We start from the raw sequence: 19,959 nt of genomic DNA on the forward strand, positions 1-19,959 counted from the left end.
CGAAATCCGCCTATATCCTGCGGCATGATCATTCGTCTCTTCCGCGCCTTCGAAAATTATGTTCAGCCGTTTGCGCGCAAGGACGATCTGCGTCCGCCCGAAGACGTGTTCGCCTTTATCTGGTTCTACATCTCGCAGGCCAAGGCGCCGTTCTTCGGGATGCTCATTCTGGGTGGTCTGACGGCGGCGATCGAGGCGGCGCTGTTCTGGTTCGTAGGGCGGCTCGTGGATATCCTGTCGACGATCAAGCCGGGTGACGGCTGGACGGTGCTGCTCGACCAGCATGGCGGCGAGCTGTTGGGCATGCTGGTGCTGATCGGTGTCGTGCGCTTCCTGGTGACGATGTCGACCGCGCTGATCGACCAGCAGATCATTACGCCCGGGTTCTACAACCTGATGCGCTGGCAGTCCTACATGCATGTTGCGCGCCAATCGCTGTCGTTTTTCCAGGACGACTTTTCCGGCCGGATCGTCACCAAGGTCTGGTCGGGCGGGCAGGCGGCGGGCGATCTCGTCACCTCGCTGATGGAAAGCGTCTGGTTCGTCACGATCTACTCGGTCTCCATGCTGGTCCTGGTTGGCGGGCTCGACCTGCGGCTCGGCGTACTCGTCTGCGTCTGGGTGCTGGTGTTCGGATTTCTGGCCCGTTATTTCGTGCCGCGCATTCGGTACCACTCGCGCGAGACGGCGGAGGCTGCCTCCATGCTCAACGGCCGCATGGTCGACGCCTACAGCAATATCCAGACGCTGAAACTGTTCGGGCGCGACGAGGCCAATGACCGCTACATGCGGCAGGGCTTTGAGACCTATCAGACCACGCTCATCCACTTTACCCGTTTCATCACCGGCGTCCGGGCGTCGATGGCGCTGCTGTCGGGCATCATGATCAGCAGTATGGCGGCGCTGTCGATCCATCTGTGGCTGTCCGGGCTGATCAGTTCCGGCGCGGTCGCGTTCACGTTAGCGCTGGTGCTGCGGCTCAATTTCCTGCTCGGCCGTCTGATGACCCAGTTCAACGGCATCATGCGCAATTTCGGCACCGTCCAGAATGCCGCCGAGCTGATCTCCAAGCCAATCGGGCTGGTGGATGTGCCCGGCGCGACCGAGCTGAAGGTGGCTCAGCCGGAGATCCGTTTTGAAAACATCCGGTTTCACTACGGCAAGGGCGAGGGCGTGATCGACAACCTGTCGCTCTCCATCCGGGCGGGAGAGAAGATCGGGATCGTTGGACGATCGGGGGCGGGCAAGTCGACGCTCGTCAACCTGCTGCTGCGCTTCTACGATCTGGAGGGCGGGCGCATCCTGATCGACGGGCAGGACATTGCGACGGTGAGCCAGGAGTCGCTGCGCGCCAATCTCGGCATGGTGACGCAGGACACGTCGCTGCTGCATCGCTCGCTTCGCGACAACATCCTGTTCGGGAGACCCGATGCGACCGACGCACAGCTTCTCGATGCGGCCAAGAAGGCCGAGGCAGACGGGTTTATCCAGACGCTGACCGACCAGCGCGGCCGCCGCGGCTTCGATGCGCATGTGGGCGAGCGCGGCGTGAAACTGTCGGGCGGACAGCGACAGCGGGTGGCGATTGCCCGGGTGATGCTGAAGGACGCGCCAATCCTGGTGCTGGACGAGGCAACATCGGCGCTCGATTCGGAAGTGGAAGCGGCGATCCAATCCAATCTGGAGCGGCTGATGCAGGGCAAGACCGTGCTCGCGATCGCGCACCGGCTTTCGACGATCGCGACGCTCGACCGGCTGATCGTGATGGACAAGGGCGCCATCATCGAGCAGGGGACCCATAACGAGCTGATTGCGGCGGGCGGTCTCTACGCGGATCTCTGGTCGCGCCAGTCTGGCGGGTTTCTGGGGATCGAAGACGAAGGCGACGTTGTCAAGGTCCGGTAATCGCGATGTCGGCGATCAGCCCGGCGTGGTTGGAGCCGTAGGTGTTCGGCATGCGGGTGAGCGACTTTATCTTGAGCGGGGCACGCACATAGACGTGGTCGATCGCCAGACCCAGCATCCGCGCCCGGACTGGCCAGGTGGGCGGCTCGAAGGCGGCGGTCTTCAGCCCCGTCGAGTTCAAAAACATCCGCATGTTGGGTGGCAGGCTTGAGGCGTTGAAATCGCCTGACAGAACCAGTGGGCCATCGGTGGCGGTGATGGCGAGCGCTGCATTCATGAGTTCCATCGTGTGGAAGTTGTCGAAATACGGCTTCGTCGTATGGATGCCGACGACATGGACCTTGCGCCCGGAAACCGTGACCTCGCCCATGATGAAGCGATTGTCGAAGATATTGCTCAGGCTTCGAACCGAAGCGTTTTCGATCGGGGTTTTTGAAAACATCATCTGGTCGCACTCTTCCATGAGCACGCCGCAGCCGACGCGGTAGGGATAGACCGTGGCGATCTGCGTCAGATGTTCGTAAAGCGATTCGCCTTCCATGATGTTCACCACATCGGCGCCCGATGACAGGATGGCGCGGGTGATGCCCTCGGCATTTTCGTAGTTTTCGGAGAGGATGTTGAAGGACATCAGCCGGAAGGTCGGTGCGCTCTGATCGGCAGGCGTGACCTCCGCCGCAATTTCGCGCGCCATCCACAGAGGGTGCGCGGTCAAAAGCAGCGCGACCAGAAGCAGGGCATAGCTTGCGAGGTTGCGGTGGATGAGAAGCGCGACCGCCATGGCGACGACGCAGGTCGCGGCCGCATGAAATTGCAGGCTGTGGAGCGTTGCGAGGATCCAGTGAGGCCGCAGATAGCGTGTCAAGATCGCGAGAAGGACCAGCGACACGATGACGCAGATGGCGACCGATAACGTCTTTCTCATTCAGGATTTCCGAGCCGGCTGCCATGAAGCTTTCTGCCGCCTAGCATGCCGTTCCGCCACTGGCAACGCAACAGGCCCGGCCGGGGGCAAGGAAGGGCAGGCGATCTGGGGTTGTGGCCGCTTCGCCACGCCCGCGCGTCCCGGGGTGGGGCAGTTCGATCCAATGCGGCGCATATCCGGCAATACAGGGGGACGGTCCGCATCCTGGCCAGAATGTGGCGGGCAGGCACTTGCCAAGTTGGGACTTTATCTGCGATCAAGCACATGAGGCGCTATTTGCTGGGATTCCCAAGGCATGAGTGTGTCGGGGGAGCCGCGCGGAGGAGCGATGCGGATTTATCCGCTGGAGCGTGAGAGGATGACTGACCGTGAGCGAGCACGATACGCATAGTGCACGCGTGGAGCCCCATTCGGGTGAACCCACGCGGCGCGATTTCCTATATTTGACTACCGGCATGGCTGGCGCCGTGGGCGTCGCGGCTGTTGCCTGGCCGTTCATCGACCAGATGCGGCCTGATTCATCGACGCTTGCGCTCGCATCGATCGAAGTGAATGTCGCAGCTCTTGAGCCGGGTATGTCGCTCACCGTCAAATGGCGGGGCAAGCCGGTGTTCATCCGCAACCGGACGCCGAAGGAACTCGAAGAGGCCAACAAGGTCGAGCTTGCCGCGCTCAAGGATCCGGTGGCGCGCAATGCCAACCTGCCGGCCGATGCGCAAGCATCCGGCGTCGATCGTTCTGCCGGCGCCGGCAAGGAAAACTGGATCGTGATGATCGGCTCCTGCACCCATCTGGGTTGCGTGCCGCTCGGTCAGTCCGGGGACTTCGGCGGGTGGTTCTGTCCGTGTCATGGGTCGCACTACGATACGGCAGGCCGTATCCGTAAGGGACCTGCTCCGCAAAACCTGGCCATCCCGACGTTCGCATTTGCGTCGGATACCGTGATCCGGATCGGGTGAGGGGAGCATTCTCATGAGCGATCATTCGTCCTACCAGCCATCCACCGGCATTGAAAAATGGGTCGACCAGCGGCTGCCGCTGCCGCGTCTGATCCATGACAGTTTCATCTCGTTTCCGGTGCCGAGAAACCTCAACTACGCCTATACGTTCGGCGCCATGCTTGCGGTCATGCTGATCGTACAGATCCTGACCGGCGTCGTGCTGGCCATGCATTACACCGCATCGACAGTCGACGCGTTCGACTCGGTCGAGAAGATCATGCGCGACGTCAACCATGGTTGGCTGCTGCGCTACATGCACGCCAACGGCGCGTCGTTCTTCTTTATCGCCGTCTACCTGCATATCGGACGCGGTCTCTACTACGGTTCCTACAAGGCGCCGCGCGAAATCCTCTGGATCCTCGGCGTCGTCATCTATCTCCTGATGATGGCGACCGGCTTCATGGGCTACGTTCTGCCCTGGGGACAGATGTCGTTCTGGGGTGCCACCGTCATCACCGGCTTCTTCTCGGCCTTCCCGCTGGTGGGTGAATGGATACAGCAGTTCCTGCTCGGCGGCTTTGCCGTCGACCAGCCGACGCTCAACCGCTTCTTCTCGCTGCATTACCTGCTGCCGTTCATGATTGCCGGCGTCGTCGTCCTGCATATCTGGGCACTGCATGTGACCGGCCAGACCAATCCGACCGGCGTCGAGATCAAGACAAAGACCGATACGGTGCCGTTTACGCCTTATGCGACGCTCAAGGATGCGCTCGGCGTTTCGGTGTTCCTGATCGTCTACGCTTGGTTCATCTTCTACATGCCGAACTATCTCGGCCATCCGGACAACTACATCCCGGCTGATGCCCTGAAGACCCCGGCACATATCGTGCCCGAATGGTACTACCTGCCATTCTACGCAATGCTGCGCGCGATCACCTTCAACTTCCTGTTTATCGACTCGAAGCTCGGCGGCGTGCTGGTGATGTTCGGTGCGATCATCATCCTGTTCTTCCTGCCATGGCTCGATACATCGAAGGTGCGTTCGGCCGTCTACCGGCCCTGGTACAAGACGTTCTTCTGGATCTTCGTCGCCAATGCGATCATGCTCGGTTGGCTGGGGTCACAGCCGGCGGAAGGCAGTTTCGTCGTGCTGTCGCAGATCGGAACGCTCTACTACTTCGGCTTCTTCCTCGTGATCATGCCGCTGCTCGGCCTGTTCGAGACACCACGTCGCATTCCGAATTCGATCACGGAAGCGGTGCTGGAGAAACAGGGCAGAACAGCCAATGCCGGCGTCGTGGCCGCTCGGGCAAATGCCTGAGCGCAGGCGGGAGGAGACATACATGAAGAAGATCACACTCGGCCTCGCTTCGCTCACACTGGCACTTGGCCTCACCATGGGATCGTTGAGCGCGCAGGAAAAGCATGACGTCGGCGCCGGTACAGCCGGCGGCGGCGGCGGTGACCATGCGGAGGGCGGCACGCCGCATTATCCGCTGCGTCATCCTGAACCTGTGGACTGGACCTTTGCCGGTCCCTTCGGCCACTACGACAAGGGCCAGCTGCAGCGCGGCCTCAAGGTCTATACGGAAGTCTGTTCCGCCTGCCATTCGATGCGGCTCGTGTCGTTCCGCACGCTTGAGGATCTCGGCTATTCGGACGGTCAGGTGAAGGCGCTTGCGGCCAATTACGAGGTGCAGGACGGTCCGAACGACGACGGCGAGATGTTTACCCGCAAGGCCGTACCATCGGACCACTTTCCGTCGCCCTATCCGAACGCCCAGGCAGCGGCGGCGGCCAATAACGGTGCTGCACCGCCGGATATGTCGTTGCTTGCCAAGGCGCGCGGCATCACCCGCGGCTTCCCGCAGTTCGTGTTCGACATCTTTACCCAGTACCAGGAAGGCGGCCCGGACTATATCCACGCGCTGCTGACCGGCTACCAGGATCCGCCTCCGGGCGTGGAAGTCGCACCGGGGACGCACTACAATCCTTACTTTGCCAATGCCTCAGCGCTCGCCATGGCCCCGCCGATCAGCAACGATCAGGTGAGCTATGACGACGGTACGCCGCAGACGGTGGATCAGTATTCGAAGGACGTCGCCGCGTTCCTGATGTTTACTGCCGAGCCGCATCTGGAAGAGCGCAAGCGCACCGGTTTCATGGTGATGATCTTCCTGGTGATCTTTACCGGGCTGATCTATCTGACCAAGAAATCGGTCTATGCCCGCAAGCCGCATTGATATTTAAGGTCTTCATGGAAAAGGCGGCTTCGGCCGCCTTTTTTGTTGTCTTGCGGCTGGCCGCTCAAAGGTCCCGGCAGTGATCAGAAATAGGTGACCGTGACGATCACCGTGTCGGTGTAGTTGCCGGCGGCTGCCGGTTGCGGAGCGACGCGGCCAAAGACCGGTATCGACTGCACAGCGCCGGCCCCCGTGCCGGAGACCAGTGCGCTACCTGTCGCACCCCAAGGTCGAGAATGGGCCTGATCGGCGTAAAGGCCGTAGGCGATCGTGTTCGTGCCGGAGCGCATCAACCGTTGTTCCGGGTTGGTGGCCGCAGCCAGGCCGCCATCCATGGCGATGCTGTAGGTTGAGTTCGGCGTGCAGGTGACGTCGACCCCGCCGCTCGCGGTCACTTCGGAATCGATCAGGCCGTGAAGACCGAAATCTAGGTTCGAAACGGCGATCAGGCAGTTTGCCGCAACGGTTGCTTGGACGGTAAAGCTTGCCTGCGCCAGTGTCGCCGAGGTCGGTGCCGCGCAGTCGAGGGTGCTTCCCTCTTCGTAGTAGAACCGCACCTCGCCGGTGGCGAAGGAGGAGAGGTAGGTGCCGGTGCCAGCGCTCGTCTGGCCGGCAGACAGCCCTCCGTAAAGCGTCACGGTGCCACTCGCCTCGCCATCAGATGCGGCGATGCGGATCGTCCGTGGCTGGCCGAGTGTCGTATCGTCATACGAACCCCAGCGGGTCGCGCGGCCGGCGTCGGCGTAGAGCTGGTAGCCGAGCTCGTTCGCGCCCGATCGCATGATGCGGGTCCCGCCGGATGTGCCACCGCTACCGCTGCCGAGATTGCCGCAGAGCGTGACCGCGGTTGCGTTGGCGCTGACGCCGCTGCAACTGATCGAAACCTGCCCCGTCGCATCGGCGGATGCGCCCGAGAGCGTATCGACATTGCCGAAATTGGCGGCGTCGATGTCCACGGTGCAGCTTGCGGCAGCGGCGTCGCCGGTGCCGGCTCCATAGAGCAGCAGGCCGATCCCGGCCTGGAGAAGAAGCGTTCTGAGGCGCTTAAGGCTGGCATATCGCATCGGTAATACTCACCTGTTTGCCCCGCTGGGGCTTGTATTGGAAGGTTGCCACGCAGGTGGTCTCATCTGGCAGCGTCAGGGTGAGGCGGTTGCTGGCTTTCAGATTTTCCACGAGCGTCTGGCCGTCATAGCCGACGACGAAAGGTTCCGATCCGGTCTTCGTCGTGCCGCTGGCGCCAACTGCGATGGGTTTTCCGTCCGGTCCGGAGAAGGTTACCAGTGCGGCGTTCGCATCGACGTCGACCTCGAAGTTGACGACGATCCCCGATCGGTCGGCCGGCACCACGACGGTGCGGGTGGTGTTGACGACGGCGTCGAGCGGCAGATCCTCGGGGTCGATCGCAATGTGGTTTTCCTGATAGGAGCGCAGGTTCGGAAGGAGCAGCTTGCCGCCGCTGTTTGTGCGGCCGGCTGGTCTGTTCTCATGCTGGACCTCGACGCCGGGCGCGCCTGCATCGACGATGGCGAACGCGTCGTTGATGCGGTTGGACGCGAAGACGCCGCCTCCGGCCGCGACCAGAGCTCCATCAACGGTCACACTGGCCCTTGTCTTGCTGCCGCGTTGGTCGACACGCGCTGCCACTTTTGCCGCCGAAGCGCGGTAGCTGACGGCTGCCGAGTTGATCGCGTTTTCCGACTGCGTCCGGCCAACGCTCCAGCCGTAGTCGCCGATCTGCTGACCCAGCGTGCGGCTGACCGTCTGCGTCACGCTGGTTTCGTCTGACTGCGATGCTACCGACGTGGTGGCCGAGATCCGCTTGCCGATCGGGACGAAGATGCTTGCATAGATTCCGACAGTGCCGTCGGTCAGGCTCTTGATCGCGGACACGGAAAACGTGCTGTCATTGAACACCGGGCGGCTGTAGGAAAGGCCGAGGATACGCTGCCGGTCACCTTCGGCGGTCTCGGCATTGGTGAAGCTGAAGTTCAGGTTCGATCGGTCGAAAGGCATTGGGACCGACAGGGATACCTGGTCGAGCGCCTTGGGCGGCGCCGCTGATCCGAGCAAGATCCCGTCGGTGGAGCTGCGCTTGTCGGCTGTGACCGAGGCAATGTCCTGAAAACTGCCGAAGCTGCGCTGCATGCGGGCTCTGAGGTGAAAGCCCCGCATCTGTCGCTCCCAGGTCATGCCAACCTGCTCGCCTATTGAACCGTCGTGATAACTGCCAGCGCCCGAGAGCGAGATGACGCCACTCCAAGGCGCGGCGAACACGGCGCCGACGCCGCCATGGACGAGATCCGCGCCGCCCTCGGCATGGCCTTCCATCGTCAGCCAGTTGGTCACGCCGGTGCGCAGGGTCGCCGATCCGTAAGGGCGTGAATCGTAGTCATTCGAGTCGATCCCGTAGCCGTGTCGCGCAAAGCCCAGCTCGGCGGAGAAATCGTAAAGCCCGCGGGCGAGCATCTGACTGGACGCGATGAAGCTGCTTTCGGTCGACACCTGCTGCCCTTGAGCGTCGGTGACGACGACCCGGGCATTGCCGCTTCCGTCGACGAAGGGCAGGTTGGTGATATCGAACGGACCTGCGCCGACCGAACTGGAAAAGCGCTTGGCATCATTGAGATAGACATCGACGGTGGAAGGCACGGCAGCGCTTGCCGACAGTTCCGGCACGGGAAAGGTGACCAGGTCGGATCGCAGCGAGAAGCTGCGTTGCACCTGCAGGCCTCCTAGACGGGTCGGGCGCGTCCAGTTCAGGCCGCCGGTGATGACGTCACCGGCGCTGTAGGTGACCATCGAGTCCTGGTCCGAATAGCGCCAGGTCGTGTCCAGGCGCGTCGAGCCGTAGTAGGTATCGTCAGAGGTGCTGGCGATAAATGTATTGCTGAGGACGCCCAGCGGGCTGAAATACAGGGCTTCGAAAGCGCCGCTCACGCCGGTGAAGCCGAACCGCGAATCCTTTTCGGAATTGTCGGAAGACGCGACGATATTGTAGTTGAGGAGTGCACCGGACGAGGATTGCGCCTTCAGTCTCGGTCTCTTCGGCGCACCGCCGCGCGGCGCCTTGGCGTCGATGATTTTTGGCGCGCGTTCGCCGTTCGATGCGGTAAAATCGATCGTTTGCTGCAGATCGTCGTAGACGAAAGTGACTGATGGTAGCTGATCGATGGTTCCGCGGCCATCTTCGCCGATTGCCGTCTTGGCGGGCTTGATGCCGATATTGCGCAGCTGCTCGATCTCGATCGAGAGGGATCCGTCCGGTGCCTGCCGGAAGGCGGCAACGAGATTGGTCTTTACGCCGTTGATCGACACGGACAGGTAGAGGTCGCTCGGCCCGTCCGTATCGGTGGCCGCAGGGACGTCAAAAGGATCGGCATCGGCCGCCAGATTGGCATCCGGAGACTTATCCCCGGATGCCGCATGACCTGCGGTCGGCAGGACGAGGACGGCGAGGCACAAGCGCGCCAGGAGCAGGGCTGTCTGACGCGCCATGCGACCGACCCCCTAGTCGGTAAACCGAACGGGGATCGAATGCCGGATCATGACGCTGACCTGACCGGGGGTCTTTCGCCCGGCCTCGGGCAGCTGATCGATCAGAAGCCGGTAGGACTCTGTTCCGACAATCGGCTTCTTGCTGACACGGACAACTCTGATCGAGTTCTCAGTACCAGGCTTCAGCGTGGTGACCGGGGGGCTGGCAACCACGTCCGTGGTGGGATCGAGGCGATCCTTCCCATTGACCTTCGTCCAGCGAAAAACCCGCACCTGCACCTTGACCGGCCGCAACCCATCTTCCCACACCCGAACCGTTCCCGTGGGGGAAGAGGCTTTCAGATCCAAAGTGATCGGAGAAACCCTCAACGCAGCTGCTCCGGCACCGCCGGCTATCAGGCATGCGAATAGGCTCGCTGCCATGAAGCGCATGGAGATCATCTTGTCATCCTTATTTTCAGGTTAGCGACACGCCGCGCCGCCGGAGCTTGCCGCAAGCTTCGTGCTTAGTAGTTGATCGTTGCGATCAAGACGTCGCCGTAGGTATCAGCCTGGACGCTCTGGTTCGCTGCAAGCACTGCCGTGAACGGAATGACGTCTGCTGCGCCAGTCGCGGTGCCGTCAAGCGTGTTCGTACCGAGGGTGGCGCCCCAGATCGGACCGGTCGCCAAGCCCTGGTGAACCGTATAGGTCGCCAGACCACCGTTGGCTACGCCTGTCATAAAGCGGGTTTCAACGGTTGCCAGGGCGCCATTGCCGACACCAAGCTGTATCTGATAGGGCGCATTCGCCGTGCATTGCACGGTCATGTTTCCGGGGACCTCGACGGCTACATCGATCAGGGCCTGATTGCCGAAGGCTACCGGATCAGTGGCCAGCGTGCATTCGGCAGCCACGGTCATGGAAACATCCATGTTGGCGGCCGCTGTCTGGGCGAATGCGGCGCTTGACGTCAGGGAAAGGGCTGTAGCGGCGAAAATCGTCGCGAGTATTGTCTTCGTCATGAAGGACCTCAATGGGCGCGATCATTCGCGCTTTGATAGAAATTGGCAATGTTGCCAACCCTAGACTGCGGTCCAATTTGTTAACGAAACATTAATGCCGTTTCTTTCACAAGTAACTAATTTACTCTAAATCAAATAAAGTGATGATGAATCGGAAAATCGATCTTCCGCATTCAAACGAGCCAGCGCGTTATGCGAGGGCCAGGCGACAGTTTACTTATTCGTGATTTCTAATGGATGGCGGAATGTCGAGAGTGCAGGTATCAATTGCGGTGAATACTCAGATCGGTTTTGGTTGAAGAGACGGCGGACGAGAATGCGTCGCTGGGGGCACTGTTGGGTCGGCGGGTAGTGCGCGGTTTGATCTGGACAATGTCGACCGCAGCTGCCTATTGCTTTCCTTTAGCAACGAACAACAAACAAGGCTCCCGCCCCAATGTCCTCCCGTGACGACACACTCGCCGCCTCCATCCGTGCCATCCGTGATTACCCGAAACCAGGTATCATCTTTCGCGACATCACGACGCTGCTTGGCGATGCCAAGGCGTTCCGTCAGGCGGTGGACGATCTGGTGAAACCTTATGCCGACATGTCCATCGCCCAAGTGGCCGGTATCGAGGCGCGTGGCTTTATTCTCGGTGGTGCACTGGCGCACCAGCTCTCGGCAGGGTTCGTGCCGATCCGCAAGAAGGGCAAGCTGCCGCACGAGACCGTGCGCGTGGCCTACAGCCTCGAATACGGCGTCGACGAGATGGAAATGCATGTCGATGCGGTCAAGCCCGGCGAGAAAGTCATCCTGACCGACGACCTGATCGCGACCGGCGGCACGGCCGAAGGTGCGGTGAAGCTGCTGCGCCAGATGGGTGCGGAGATCGTATCCGCCTGTTTCGTCATCGACCTGCCGGAACTCGGCGGCCGCAAGAAGCTGGAAGCCCTCGGCGTCGAAGTGCGCACGCTGATCGAATTCGAAGGGCACTAACGAAAATCCGCAAATGCCGCCGGTTTTGAGGATTGCGACCGGCGGCGGAGGCGATATCCTTCACCCGTTCCGGACTTGACCGGAGCCTCGGGGAGACGGCCATGGATATCGCAAGCCTGACTGCCTTTGCCGCCGCGTTTCTGGTTTTCGCGGCAAGTCCCGGACCCGACAATGTGACGATCATGGCCCGTACGGTGTCGCACGGTGCGGCCGCCGGTATCGCCTACGGAGCCGGAACGGTCACCGGCATCCTGATCTTTCTGTTCCTCGCCGTGTTCGGCCTGTCGCTGGTGGCGGAGGAGCTGGGCATGGCAATGACGGTGCTGCGCTATGCCGGGGCTGCCTATCTGGTCTGGATGGGCGTGCGGTTGTGGTTTGCCGAGCCGGTTCCGGCCGATCATGCCGTGGTAACGGGCCGGTCGGGGCTGGTGGCGACATTTGCGACCGGTGTCCTTCTCAATCTCGGCAATCCGAAAATGCCGCTCTTTTACATAGCGCTCCTGCCCAACGTCGTTGGACCCAATCTCACGATGGAGCAGGCCGGCGTTTTGGCGCTTGTCATCGTCGCCGTCGAGGTTCTGGTGATCGGCGGCCACGTGGTTCTTGCCGGGCGGGCGAGGGCAGCACTGAAGCGCCCAGCGGTTCTGCGGCGCGTCAACCGGGGCTGCGGAGCGGTGATGGTGGGGGCGGGCGTTGCTGCTGTTGCCGTGCGATAGTGGTGTCAGGTGAATTCGAGAACGGTGCCTTCGTAGCGCATCACCGTCTCGCCGTGTTGGTTGACGCCGTCATTTTCCGTCAGGTTGATGAAGGTGCCGGGGCGGCTTCCGAGCGGGCGCGATTCGATCAGGGTCACGGAATAGGTGATGCTGTCGCCGGCATAGACGGGTTTCAGCCATTGTAGCGACTTGAAGCCGGCGGAAGGGCCGAGTTTCGGGGCGGCGAGGCCGGCGGCTTCGAGGCGTGCGACTTCCGCTGTCCAATAGGCCATGAACGTCTTCATCCAACCGGCGCAGGTGTGCCAGCCGGAGGCGCAGAGCCCGCCGAAGACGTAGTGTTTTGCGGCTTCCGCATCCACATGGAAGGGTTGCGGATCGAATTTCCGGGCGAACCGGATGATGTCTTCAGGGGTAAAGAGGAGCGTGCCGGTTTCGATCCGCGTGCCGGGGGGAGAGAGTTCGATCAGCCTCATGCCGTGACCTCGGCCGCGTTTCGGAGCCGGATCATGATCGGGTTTTCACCGCGCATGACGATCTGGCCTCGCTGATTGGTGACTTCGTGCAGGAAGTTGACGAGGCCGATGCCCGGGCGGGAGCGGAGCAGGCGGGTCGAGGCCACGGTGGAGCGGCCGGACAGCGTGTCGCCAGCGAGGACCGGCTTTTTCCATTCCATCAGTTCGATGCCGGGCGAGCCTTCGGACGCTGCGCGCGACAGCCAGCCGTCATACATCATCCGCATGAACATCGACGATGTATGCCAGCCGGACGCCGAGAGACCGCCGAGAATGCTGGCACGTCCGGCGGCTTCATCGAGATGCATGGGCTGAGGGTCGAATTCGGTGGCGAACTCGACGATTTCCTCGGCCGTCACCTGCTTATCCGCAAGCGGGAAGGTGCGATCCGGGGTGAAGTCCTCGAAGTGATATTCGATTTCCGTCATCGCGTTCGCGCCTCCGCGGTGTCCCGATCAGGTGTTGAAGCGGAAGTGGATCACGTCGCCGTCGTTTACGACATATTCCTTGCCTTCGTCGCGGCCCTTGCCGGCTTCCTTGGCGCCGACTTCGCCCTTGAAGGCGACGTAGTCATCAAAGCCGATGGTGAAGGCGCGGATGAAGCCGCGTTCGAAATCCGTGTGGATGACGCCGGCAGCGGCCGGGGCCTTGGTGCCGCGGACGATCGTCCAGGCGCGGGTTTCCTTGGGGCCGACCGTGAAATAGGTGATCAGGTGAAGGAGATTGTAACCGGCGCGGATGAGGCGATCGAGGCCTGCTTCTTCAAGGCCGAGGGCCGAGAGGAATTCCTTGGCTTCGTCTTCCGGCAGCTGCGCGACTTCAGATTCGATGGCGGCCGAGATGATGACGCATTCGGCACCCTGTTCCTTGGCCATCGCGGCCACGGCCTTGGTGTGCTCGTTGCCATCGACGGCATCGCTTTCGGCGACGTTGCAGACGTAGAGGACGGGATGCGAGGTCAGGAGGTTTAGAGCCTTCAAGATCTCGATGTCGTCGGCTGCCAGCGTCTTCAGAAGAATGCGGGCAGGTTTTCCGTCGTTGAGAAGCTTGATGACGGCTTCCATGACCGGCAGCTGGGCGACGGATTCCTTGTCGTTGGTCTTGGCGCGCTTGCGGGTCTGCTCGACGCGGCGTTCCAGGCTTTCGAGGTCGGCAAGCATCAGCTCGGTCTCGATCGTCTCGGCATCGCCGACCGGATTGATACGGCCTTCGACATGGGTAATGTCGTCGTCTTCGAAGCAGCGCAGCACGTGCACGACAGCATCGACTTCGCGGATATTGGCGAGGAACTTGTTGCCGAGACCTTCACCCTTCGAGGCGCCGCGCACGAGGCCGGCGATATCGACGAAGGAGATACGGGTCGGAATGATTTCCTTGGAGCCGGCGATGGTGGCCAGCTGCTGCATGCGCGGATCCGGAACCGCGACTTCGCCGGTGTTCGGCTCGATCGTGCAGAACGGATAGTTGGCAGCCTGCGCCGCCGCAGTCTTGGTGAGAGCGTTAAAGAGCGTGGACTTGCCGACATTCGGCAGGCCGACGATACCGCATTTGAAACCCATGGGACGGACCCCGTCTGACTAGAATTGTTCGTTGCCGTGGCTATGGGGGAAACAGGCCGGGCGGTCAAGGGTTGGCGGGGTGAGGGAGGTCGTCGGAACGCTGGTAACGACGCAAAACAGAATTCGGAAACGAGACGTCGGCTTGCGATGCAAACACAAGTCAGACCCACCGGTCCCAATCGGCAAATCACCGCAGTTGCTTGAATTTCGGACCCGTCGGTGCGATATAGCCAGCATACAATCATTGCTGTTTGAGCATGGCGAACGTCATCAGGAGATGCGGATGGCCGGAGACACCACCCTCACGCCGAAGACGACGACAAAGCCCAAGCTGGAGCGGCCGAAGCTCTACAAGGTTATGCTCGTCAACGACGATTATACGCCGCGCGAATTCGTGACCATGGTTCTGAAAGCCGTGTTCCGGATGAGCGAGGATACGGGCCGGCGGGTGATGATGACCGCCCACCAGATGGGTGTGGCGGTCGTGGTTGTCTGCACCAAGGATATTGCCGAGACCAAGGCCACCGAGGCGATCGATCTCGCCAAGGAAGCCGGTTTTCCGCTGATGTTCACGACCGAGCCTGAAGAATAGCCGGTCGTCGGCTCAGGAAGCGGTGACGCCGAGAGCTTCGGCGGAGATCCAGAACACCGCGTCCTGCGATTCCTCGGTTTCCAGCCAGACGAAGTCGAGACCCGGAAATTCCTCCTCGAGGATTTCACGGCCGGAGCCGATCTCGCAGATCATGCCGCCTTCGGGATTGAGGTGGTTTGCGGCGTCTGCCAGCAATGTCCGCACCAGATCGAGACCATCAACACCGCCATCGAACGCCATCGAAGGCTCGGCACGGAATTCCGCCGGGAAACCATCCATCGCGTCGTGATCGACATAGGGCGGGTTGGTGATGATCAGGTCGTATTTCCGGCCTGCGAGCGGCTGGAACAGATCGCCCTGATGCAGGCTCACCTGCTGTTCGACCTCGTGTTCCCTAAGATTCAGCTTTGCCACTTCCAGCGCGTCGGCCGACAGATCGACCGCATCGACGGCGGCGTTGGGGAAGAATTTGGCGGCGAGCACCGCAAGGCAGCCGGAGCCGGTGCAGATGTCCACGGCGCTCTCGACCATCATCTGGTCGGGCAGGAAGGACGATCCGTTCGGACCGAGATATTCGCGAAACAGGATCTCGCCGATATGCGAGCGTGGCACGATGACCCGCTCGTCAACCAGAAACCGGACGCCCTGGATATAGGCGCGGCCGGTGAGATAGGACGACGGTTTACGGGTCGTGACGCGGGCCTCGATACGCTCTGCGAGAAGCCTGCGCTCGGCCGGCAGGAGGCGCGCGTCGAGGAAGGGATCGAGTGCGTCGATCGGCAGGTCGAGCGTATCGAGCAGCAGAAAGGCCGCGTCGTCGCCGGCAGTCGTGGTGCCGTGGCCAAAGGAAAGATTGGCGGCGTTGAAGCGCGAGATTGCATAGCGCCAGTAATCGCGCAGCGTGACGAGTTCGGTCGTGAGAGCGGTCATATCTGGTGTCATCTTACTTGTCCTTGTCGCCGAACAGTTTCTTCAGCATGTCGGCCATCGGGCCGGTGGCCGGGATGTTCGGTTTCATGCCGCCGCGCGCCTGGTGGATATGGCTCTTGCCCGCAGGTTTCGGCGCCTTCGGTGCGGGCTTGGGCTTTTCGTCCTCGTCCGGCTGGCTGCCGACGGCAAGGGCGAGCTTGTTCATCAGCTGCGAATCCTCGCCCTTCACCAGCATTTCGGCATTGTCGGCGAGCGCATCGAGAAGCTGCGGCAACCAGACCTGATCCAGCTTGTCGAAATCGCCGAGCACGTGGTTGTTGACGAATTCCTTGGCCCCGGGATGGCCGATGCCGAGCCGCAGGCGGCGGTAGTCCTTGCCGCAATGGGCATCGAGCGACTTGATGCCGTTGTGGCCGCCATGGCCGCCAGCCGTCTTGATGCGCGCCTTGCCGGGCGCAAGATCCAGCTCATCGTAGATCGCGATGATATTTTCAGGCCCGAGCTTGTAGAAGCGCATGGCCTCGCCGACCGCTTCGCCCGACAGGTTCATGTAGGTCTGCGGCTTGATCAGCAGAACCTTGTCGCCGGCGAGCTCGCCTTCGCAAATGAGGGCCTTGAACTTCTTTGCCCATGGCGAAAAGCCCGGCCGCCGCTGGATGGCGTCGAGCGCCATGAAGCCGATATTGTGGCGATTGCCGGAGTACTTGCTGCCGGGATTGCCGAGACCCGCAATGATCAACATGAAGTGCGTCCGAATTTTCGTACAGGATGTGGTCTCACCACCCCGAAACGGAACGGAAGTCAACCCGGTTTCGTCCCTGCCGACTGATTGGCACCGCTGATCGCTTGCTCAGTGTTCGGCCTTGAGGCCGTAGCGCCGGTAGATCGTGTCCTGGCGGCCATCAAGGATCATGCTGTCGAGTGCGGCCTGCATTTTAGCGATCAAGGCGTCCGGGACTGTTTTCTGACAGGCAATGCCGAGCTTCTCCTCGGAGAGGGGAACCACCCTCTCGACGTCGGTGCCATTGTTCTTCAGCCTCTGATAGACGCCTTCCGACATGGGCATCATGTCGATCCGGCCCCGGACGAGCTTGCGCAGCGACGTGTCGAAATCGGCGCTGAGATCGAGGTTCGCAAATCCCATCGATTTCAGAAGGTCTTCGGTGAAATCGAGCCGATGGGTTCCGATCAGAAAGCTCTTCGCCTCATCGAGCGTCGTGGCGTGGATCGACGAGCCCGCCCGCTTGACCAGGATCGTATGGTTCACGGAGATCGTCATGACCCATTTGAACCGCGGCTTGCGGTCCGCTGTCTGCGCTGCCGAGAAGGCGCAGGTCATCGGCTCGGTCTCGGCGAGCGCGATGGCGCGGGCCCAAGGGATCATTTCAACGTCATAGGGTATTTGCGCTTGCCGCATGATGACATCGATCTGGTCTATGCCCGCGCCGCCATAGCGCCCGTTCTGATCACGGTAGCTGAAGGGTGCATAGGGCTCTGTCTTGAGCTGGAGCCTGTCTGCGGCGTGCGCCTGCAGGCAAGACCACGGTCCGATTGTTGCAGCGAGAGCAAGCACGACGAGTGCTGCGCTTGTCATGCCACACCTGATCGAGGACATCTGCTGCTCCACATCGAGGGCCGGGATTTCAGCTTGCAATAGAATCAATTCGGTCGCCGCTTCGGTCGGCGTTCAACATCGTAAGGACATCGCCGATCGCTTGCGGTCGTGCGAAGTAGTAACCCTGAGCGTATTCGATGCCCATGTCGATGAGTGTCGAACGCTGATATTCGGTTTCGACGCCTTCGGCGACGACATGGCAGTTCATCTTGTGCGAGATCGCGGCAATGCCTTCGATCAGCATCTTGTTTCGACGATCGATATCATCGTCGCCATTGTTGAGAGACCGGATAAAGGATTGGTCGATCTTGACGATATCGACCGGGAAACGGCTGAGATAGCTGAGCGAGGAATAGCCGGTTCCGAAGTCGTCAAGCGCGATGCGGCAACCGATGTTGCGGATCTCGTCGAGCAGCCTGCGGATTTCCGGATTGTCATGCATCAGCACGGCCTCCGTGATCTCGATGACCAGTCGGGACGGGCGGATTGCGTAGCGGCCGAGCAAGGTTGACAGCTTGACGGGAAGGCTCGCATCGAATTGCAGCGGCGATACGTTGACGGCGACATAGGTGTCAGACATGCCCGGTATCCGGGAGATGCGGGCAAGATTGGCGACGGCGTCCTCAAGGATGAGATTGCCGATCTGGCCAATCGTACCGGTTTCCTCGGCGACGCTGACGATTGCGCCCGGAGGGACAAGCCCCTTGCGCGGATGGCGCATGCGCATGAGCGCTTCAAAGCCGTTGCAGGCGCCGGTCCTGATATCCACGATCGGCTGGAGATGCGCTTCGAACCAGTTGGCGGCAAGCGCTGCTTCGATGTCGGTTTCGATTTCGGCACGTTCCCGCGTCTTGTCGAGGATGGCCGAATTATAGACCTGCGCACCGTTCTTGCCGTCGCGCTTGCGGGCATACATGGCCAGATCCGACTTCTGCAAAAGCTCGGCGCCGCTTGCGGCATGGGCAGGGTAGAAGGCAAGGCCGATACTGGCGCTAAGGCGCACACTGTTGGTCTCGATGCGGAATGGAACGTCAAAGAACTCGACGATTCTCTGGCACAGCTCGGTGCCGCGCCGTTCCGACCCCTCGCCACACAGAAGAATGGCAAACTCGTCGCCGCCCAGGCGCGATGCCGCGTCGTGGTCGCCCAAAAGCGGCAGCATCCGCTCGACGAACTGGCCAAGCACGAGATCGCCGGCCGCATGACCGAGATTGTCGTTGATCGATTTGAACCGATCGAGATCAACGAACAGACAGGCGATGTCGGTTCCGTTGCGATCCGCCTCGATGATTTTCTGCTCAAGCGCCGCCTCGAACCCCTGACGGTTGAGAAGACCGGTCAGGTGGTCGGAAATGGCCTGCTGATAGTTGCGGATTTCTGACTGCTTGAGCTCGGTGACGTCGGTCATCACGCTCAGCGAGCCGGTCTCGCCGTCGCCCGCGGAACCGAGTTCGGTCTCGGCGATAAGGACGTTCATCGTCTTGCCGGACTGACAGATGAAGCGCACGGTGACTTCGAACGCCGGTCCGCGCGATCGAATCTGCGATTTCCTGTTGTGGTAGAGGCTGCGGTCTTCCGGCATCACCAGTTCGCAGAAGGGCAGGTTCAATATGTCAGATCGGCTGTACCCGGTCGCAACGAGCCAGTAGTCGCTGACGGCGGCGATCCTGTCGTCGGCGTCGAGCGAAAACAGCATGGCCGGCGTGAGATTGTAGGTCTGCGTCGTCTTGCGATGTGCCAGCTTCAGCTCGCGCTCCTCGTGTTCGAGAAGGGTCTGCATCTCGTTGAAGCTCTTGGCCAGGCGTCCCATTTCATCGGTGGAGCGCCAGTCGACATGGTGACGAGAACCGAGGCGACGGGTCGCTTCGATTGCGGCGGTCAAACGCAGAAGAGGTTTGATCACCATCACGCGGTTGCCGAGAATGGCGGCGCCGAACACGGTCAGGATGGCGATGATGAAGATCGAGATGAAGGCGAACTCGAATTCGTGAAGCTTCGAGAACCAGCCGATTGTCGGGATGCTGACGCTGACCTTACCGACAACGCGAGCGCCGTAGTTCGACATGTAGGTGATGGGCTGTGAGCGGATCGTCAGGTCGCTCAGGGATATTTCTTGCGGCGTGACTTCCGATATATTCAGTTTGCCCGTCGTGTCGGTGACGCGAACTGCGTAGATGGTCGGATCTTTCACCATGGCGACGGCGATCTGGTGAACGCTTTCGGTATCGAGATCCCAGAGGGGCTTGGCAAGCGCCTGCGAGTTCGTCGCCAGAACGATGTCGACATGCTCTTCGAGCGCCCGAACCGCCTGCTGCGATGACAACGCCAAAAGCAGCGTGAACAACGGCACGACGACGGCCAGAAGCGCGCCCGAGATAATGGCTATGAACCGACTCTCAACGGAATGAGCCACCCGTATTCCCCGCCTGCTTGTAGTCGGTGTTAGCCGCCGACTGCGTGTTCCCCAACACAGTAATTGGCCGGATAATTCCAGCCATTGATTAAGCTTTACTGAAGCCGGGAAGAGTAAAGCGAAGCGG

Annotated in this window: 19 protein-coding genes; 7 read left to right on the forward strand and 12 right to left on the reverse strand. The window is 61.1% G+C overall.

The genetic code is table 11. From position 1 onward, the window contains the following. Positions 1–24 precede the first annotated feature (24 nt). Positions 25–1,905, forward strand: a complete 1,881-nt coding sequence (locus ACQY1L_RS04525) for an ABC transporter ATP-binding protein (protein ID WP_430243022.1) — start codon at positions 25–27, stop codon at positions 1,903–1,905. On the opposite strand, the gene ACQY1L_RS04530 is transcribed toward ACQY1L_RS04525, so the two are convergent. Further along, a complete protein-coding gene (locus tag ACQY1L_RS04530; protein ID WP_113167702.1) occupies positions 1,892–2,830 on the reverse strand; it encodes an endonuclease/exonuclease/phosphatase family protein in 939 nt (312 codons plus the stop codon). The two genes, ACQY1L_RS04525 and ACQY1L_RS04530, sit on opposite strands and share 14 nt — an antisense overlap. A 368-nt stretch (positions 2,831–3,198) precedes the next feature. On the opposite strand from ACQY1L_RS04530, the gene petA reads away from it, so the two are divergent. Genes petA through ACQY1L_RS04545 form a run of 3 tightly spaced genes read left to right on the forward strand, consistent with a single transcriptional unit; the run spans position 3,199 to position 6,014 of the window. After that, entirely contained in the window at positions 3,199–3,789 is a 591-nt protein-coding gene (gene petA, locus ACQY1L_RS04535; RefSeq protein ID WP_430243024.1) for a ubiquinol-cytochrome c reductase iron-sulfur subunit, read from the forward strand. 13 nt (positions 3,790–3,802) lie between these two features. Further along, positions 3,803–5,092 (forward strand): cytochrome b, encoded by a 1,290-nt coding sequence (locus tag ACQY1L_RS04540; RefSeq protein WP_430243026.1) that lies wholly within the window; start codon positions 3,803–3,805, stop codon positions 5,090–5,092. Positions 5,093–5,114: 22 nt separating this feature from the next. Continuing rightward, the gene (locus tag ACQY1L_RS04545) at positions 5,115–6,014 is read left to right on the forward strand and encodes a cytochrome c1 (RefSeq protein ID WP_062455745.1); all 900 of its coding nucleotides are present in this window, start codon (positions 5,115–5,117) and stop codon (positions 6,012–6,014) included. A gap of 83 nt (positions 6,015–6,097) precedes the next feature. Here the strand turns inward: ACQY1L_RS04545 and ACQY1L_RS04550 are convergent, their stop codons facing one another. The 4 genes from ACQY1L_RS04550 to ACQY1L_RS04565 all read right to left on the reverse strand — a co-directional run bounded on the left by ACQY1L_RS04550 (position 6,098) and on the right by ACQY1L_RS04565 (position 10,516). Next, entirely contained in the window at positions 6,098–7,078 is a 981-nt protein-coding gene (locus ACQY1L_RS04550; protein ID WP_430243028.1) for a Csu type fimbrial protein, read from the reverse strand. After that, complete coding sequence (locus tag ACQY1L_RS04555; protein WP_430243030.1) at positions 7,059–9,512, reverse strand: fimbria/pilus outer membrane usher protein; 2,454 nt, start codon at positions 9,510–9,512, stop codon at positions 7,059–7,061. Before ACQY1L_RS04555 ends, ACQY1L_RS04550 begins: the two co-directional genes overlap by 20 nt. Positions 9,513–9,524: 12 nt before the next feature. After that, entirely contained in the window at positions 9,525–9,953 is a 429-nt protein-coding gene (locus ACQY1L_RS04560) for a fimbrial biogenesis chaperone (RefSeq protein WP_062455754.1), read from the reverse strand. A gap of 65 nt (positions 9,954–10,018) precedes the next feature. Continuing rightward, the gene (locus ACQY1L_RS04565) at positions 10,019–10,516 is read right to left on the reverse strand and encodes a spore coat protein U domain-containing protein (RefSeq protein ID WP_113167706.1); all 498 of its coding nucleotides are present in this window, start codon (positions 10,514–10,516) and stop codon (positions 10,019–10,021) included. Between the two features lie 436 nt (positions 10,517–10,952). Between ACQY1L_RS04565 and ACQY1L_RS04570 the strand changes: the two genes are divergently transcribed. Together ACQY1L_RS04570 and ACQY1L_RS04575 are read left to right on the forward strand one after the other, a co-directional pair. Beyond that, positions 10,953–11,495 (forward strand): adenine phosphoribosyltransferase, encoded by a 543-nt coding sequence (locus ACQY1L_RS04570; protein WP_062455760.1) that lies wholly within the window; start codon positions 10,953–10,955, stop codon positions 11,493–11,495. 101 nt (positions 11,496–11,596) lie between these two features. Next, positions 11,597–12,211, forward strand: a complete 615-nt coding sequence (locus ACQY1L_RS04575; protein ID WP_062455763.1) for a LysE family translocator — start codon at positions 11,597–11,599, stop codon at positions 12,209–12,211. A gap of 5 nt (positions 12,212–12,216) precedes the next feature. On the opposite strand, the gene ACQY1L_RS04580 is transcribed toward ACQY1L_RS04575, so the two are convergent. Genes ACQY1L_RS04580 through ychF form a run of 3 tightly spaced genes read right to left on the reverse strand, consistent with a single transcriptional unit; the run spans position 12,217 to position 14,282 of the window. Beyond that, entirely contained in the window at positions 12,217–12,684 is a 468-nt protein-coding gene (locus ACQY1L_RS04580) for a MaoC family dehydratase (RefSeq protein WP_430251357.1), read from the reverse strand. Then, positions 12,681–13,151, reverse strand: a complete 471-nt coding sequence (locus ACQY1L_RS04585; protein ID WP_062455768.1) for a MaoC family dehydratase — start codon at positions 13,149–13,151, stop codon at positions 12,681–12,683. Before ACQY1L_RS04585 ends, ACQY1L_RS04580 begins: the two co-directional genes overlap by 4 nt. Before the next feature lie 27 nt (positions 13,152–13,178). Then, a complete protein-coding gene (gene ychF, locus ACQY1L_RS04590; protein ID WP_113110733.1) occupies positions 13,179–14,282 on the reverse strand; it encodes a redox-regulated ATPase YchF in 1,104 nt (367 codons plus the stop codon). A gap of 283 nt (positions 14,283–14,565) precedes the next feature. Between ychF and clpS the strand changes: the two genes are divergently transcribed. Next, positions 14,566–14,874: an ATP-dependent Clp protease adapter ClpS gene (gene clpS / locus ACQY1L_RS04595; protein WP_062455774.1), complete on the forward strand. Its 309-nt coding sequence runs from the start codon at positions 14,566–14,568 to the stop codon at positions 14,872–14,874. 12 nt (positions 14,875–14,886) lie between these two features. Here clpS and prmB read toward each other — a convergent pair whose 3' ends face one another. The 4 genes from prmB to ACQY1L_RS04615 all read right to left on the reverse strand — a co-directional run bounded on the left by prmB (position 14,887) and on the right by ACQY1L_RS04615 (position 19,832). Further along, the gene (prmB, locus tag ACQY1L_RS04600; protein ID WP_430243035.1) at positions 14,887–15,816 is read right to left on the reverse strand and encodes a 50S ribosomal protein L3 N(5)-glutamine methyltransferase; all 930 of its coding nucleotides are present in this window, start codon (positions 15,814–15,816) and stop codon (positions 14,887–14,889) included. Between the two features lies 1 nt (position 15,817). Further along, positions 15,818–16,546, reverse strand: coding sequence for an aminoacyl-tRNA hydrolase (gene pth, locus ACQY1L_RS04605; protein WP_430243037.1), 729 nt, complete (start codon positions 16,544–16,546; stop codon positions 15,818–15,820). 108 nt (positions 16,547–16,654) lie between these two features. After that, entirely contained in the window at positions 16,655–17,419 is a 765-nt protein-coding gene (locus ACQY1L_RS04610) for a substrate-binding periplasmic protein (RefSeq protein WP_245341525.1), read from the reverse strand. A gap of 28 nt (positions 17,420–17,447) precedes the next feature. Further along, positions 17,448–19,832, reverse strand: coding sequence for a putative bifunctional diguanylate cyclase/phosphodiesterase (locus ACQY1L_RS04615; RefSeq protein ID WP_430243039.1), 2,385 nt, complete (start codon positions 19,830–19,832; stop codon positions 17,448–17,450). Positions 19,833–19,959 lie beyond the last annotated feature (127 nt).

This window comes from Neorhizobium sp. DAR64862/K0K3 (assembly GCF_050500185.1).
Lineage (GTDB): Bacteria > Pseudomonadota > Alphaproteobacteria > Rhizobiales > Rhizobiaceae > Neorhizobium > Neorhizobium soli.

Bases quoted from the DNA above. Each gene is read 5' to 3' on its own strand.
- ACQY1L_RS04525 (WP_430243022.1), top strand. From the start codon at position 25: ATGATCATTCGTCTCTTCCGCGCCTTCGAAAATTATGTTCAGCCGTTT.
- ACQY1L_RS04530 (WP_113167702.1), bottom strand. From the start codon at position 2,830: ATGAGAAAGACGTTATCGGTCGCCATCTGCGTCATCGTGTCGCTGGTC.
- ACQY1L_RS04540 (WP_430243026.1), top strand. From the start codon at position 3,803: ATGAGCGATCATTCGTCCTACCAGCCATCCACCGGCATTGAAAAATGG.
- ACQY1L_RS04545 (WP_062455745.1), top strand. From the start codon at position 5,115: ATGAAGAAGATCACACTCGGCCTCGCTTCGCTCACACTGGCACTTGGC.
- ACQY1L_RS04550 (WP_430243028.1), bottom strand. From the start codon at position 7,078: ATGCGATATGCCAGCCTTAAGCGCCTCAGAACGCTTCTTCTCCAGGCC.
- ACQY1L_RS04555 (WP_430243030.1), bottom strand. From the start codon at position 9,512: ATGGCGCGTCAGACAGCCCTGCTCCTGGCGCGCTTGTGCCTCGCCGTC.
- ACQY1L_RS04560 (WP_062455754.1), bottom strand. From the start codon at position 9,953: ATGATCTCCATGCGCTTCATGGCAGCGAGCCTATTCGCATGCCTGATA.
- ACQY1L_RS04565 (WP_113167706.1), bottom strand. From the start codon at position 10,516: ATGACGAAGACAATACTCGCGACGATTTTCGCCGCTACAGCCCTTTCC.
- ACQY1L_RS04570 (WP_062455760.1), top strand. From the start codon at position 10,953: ATGTCCTCCCGTGACGACACACTCGCCGCCTCCATCCGTGCCATCCGT.
- ACQY1L_RS04575 (WP_062455763.1), top strand. From the start codon at position 11,597: ATGGATATCGCAAGCCTGACTGCCTTTGCCGCCGCGTTTCTGGTTTTC.
- ACQY1L_RS04580 (WP_430251357.1), bottom strand. From the start codon at position 12,684: ATGAGGCTGATCGAACTCTCTCCCCCCGGCACGCGGATCGAAACCGGC.
- ACQY1L_RS04585 (WP_062455768.1), bottom strand. From the start codon at position 13,151: ATGACGGAAATCGAATATCACTTCGAGGACTTCACCCCGGATCGCACC.
- ychF (WP_113110733.1), bottom strand. From the start codon at position 14,282: ATGGGTTTCAAATGCGGTATCGTCGGCCTGCCGAATGTCGGCAAGTCC.
- clpS (WP_062455774.1), top strand. From the start codon at position 14,566: ATGGCCGGAGACACCACCCTCACGCCGAAGACGACGACAAAGCCCAAG.
- prmB (WP_430243035.1), bottom strand. From the start codon at position 15,816: ATGACACCAGATATGACCGCTCTCACGACCGAACTCGTCACGCTGCGC.
- pth (WP_430243037.1), bottom strand. From the start codon at position 16,546: ATGTTGATCATTGCGGGTCTCGGCAATCCCGGCAGCAAGTACTCCGGC.
- ACQY1L_RS04610 (WP_245341525.1), bottom strand. From the start codon at position 17,419: ATGTCCTCGATCAGGTGTGGCATGACAAGCGCAGCACTCGTCGTGCTT.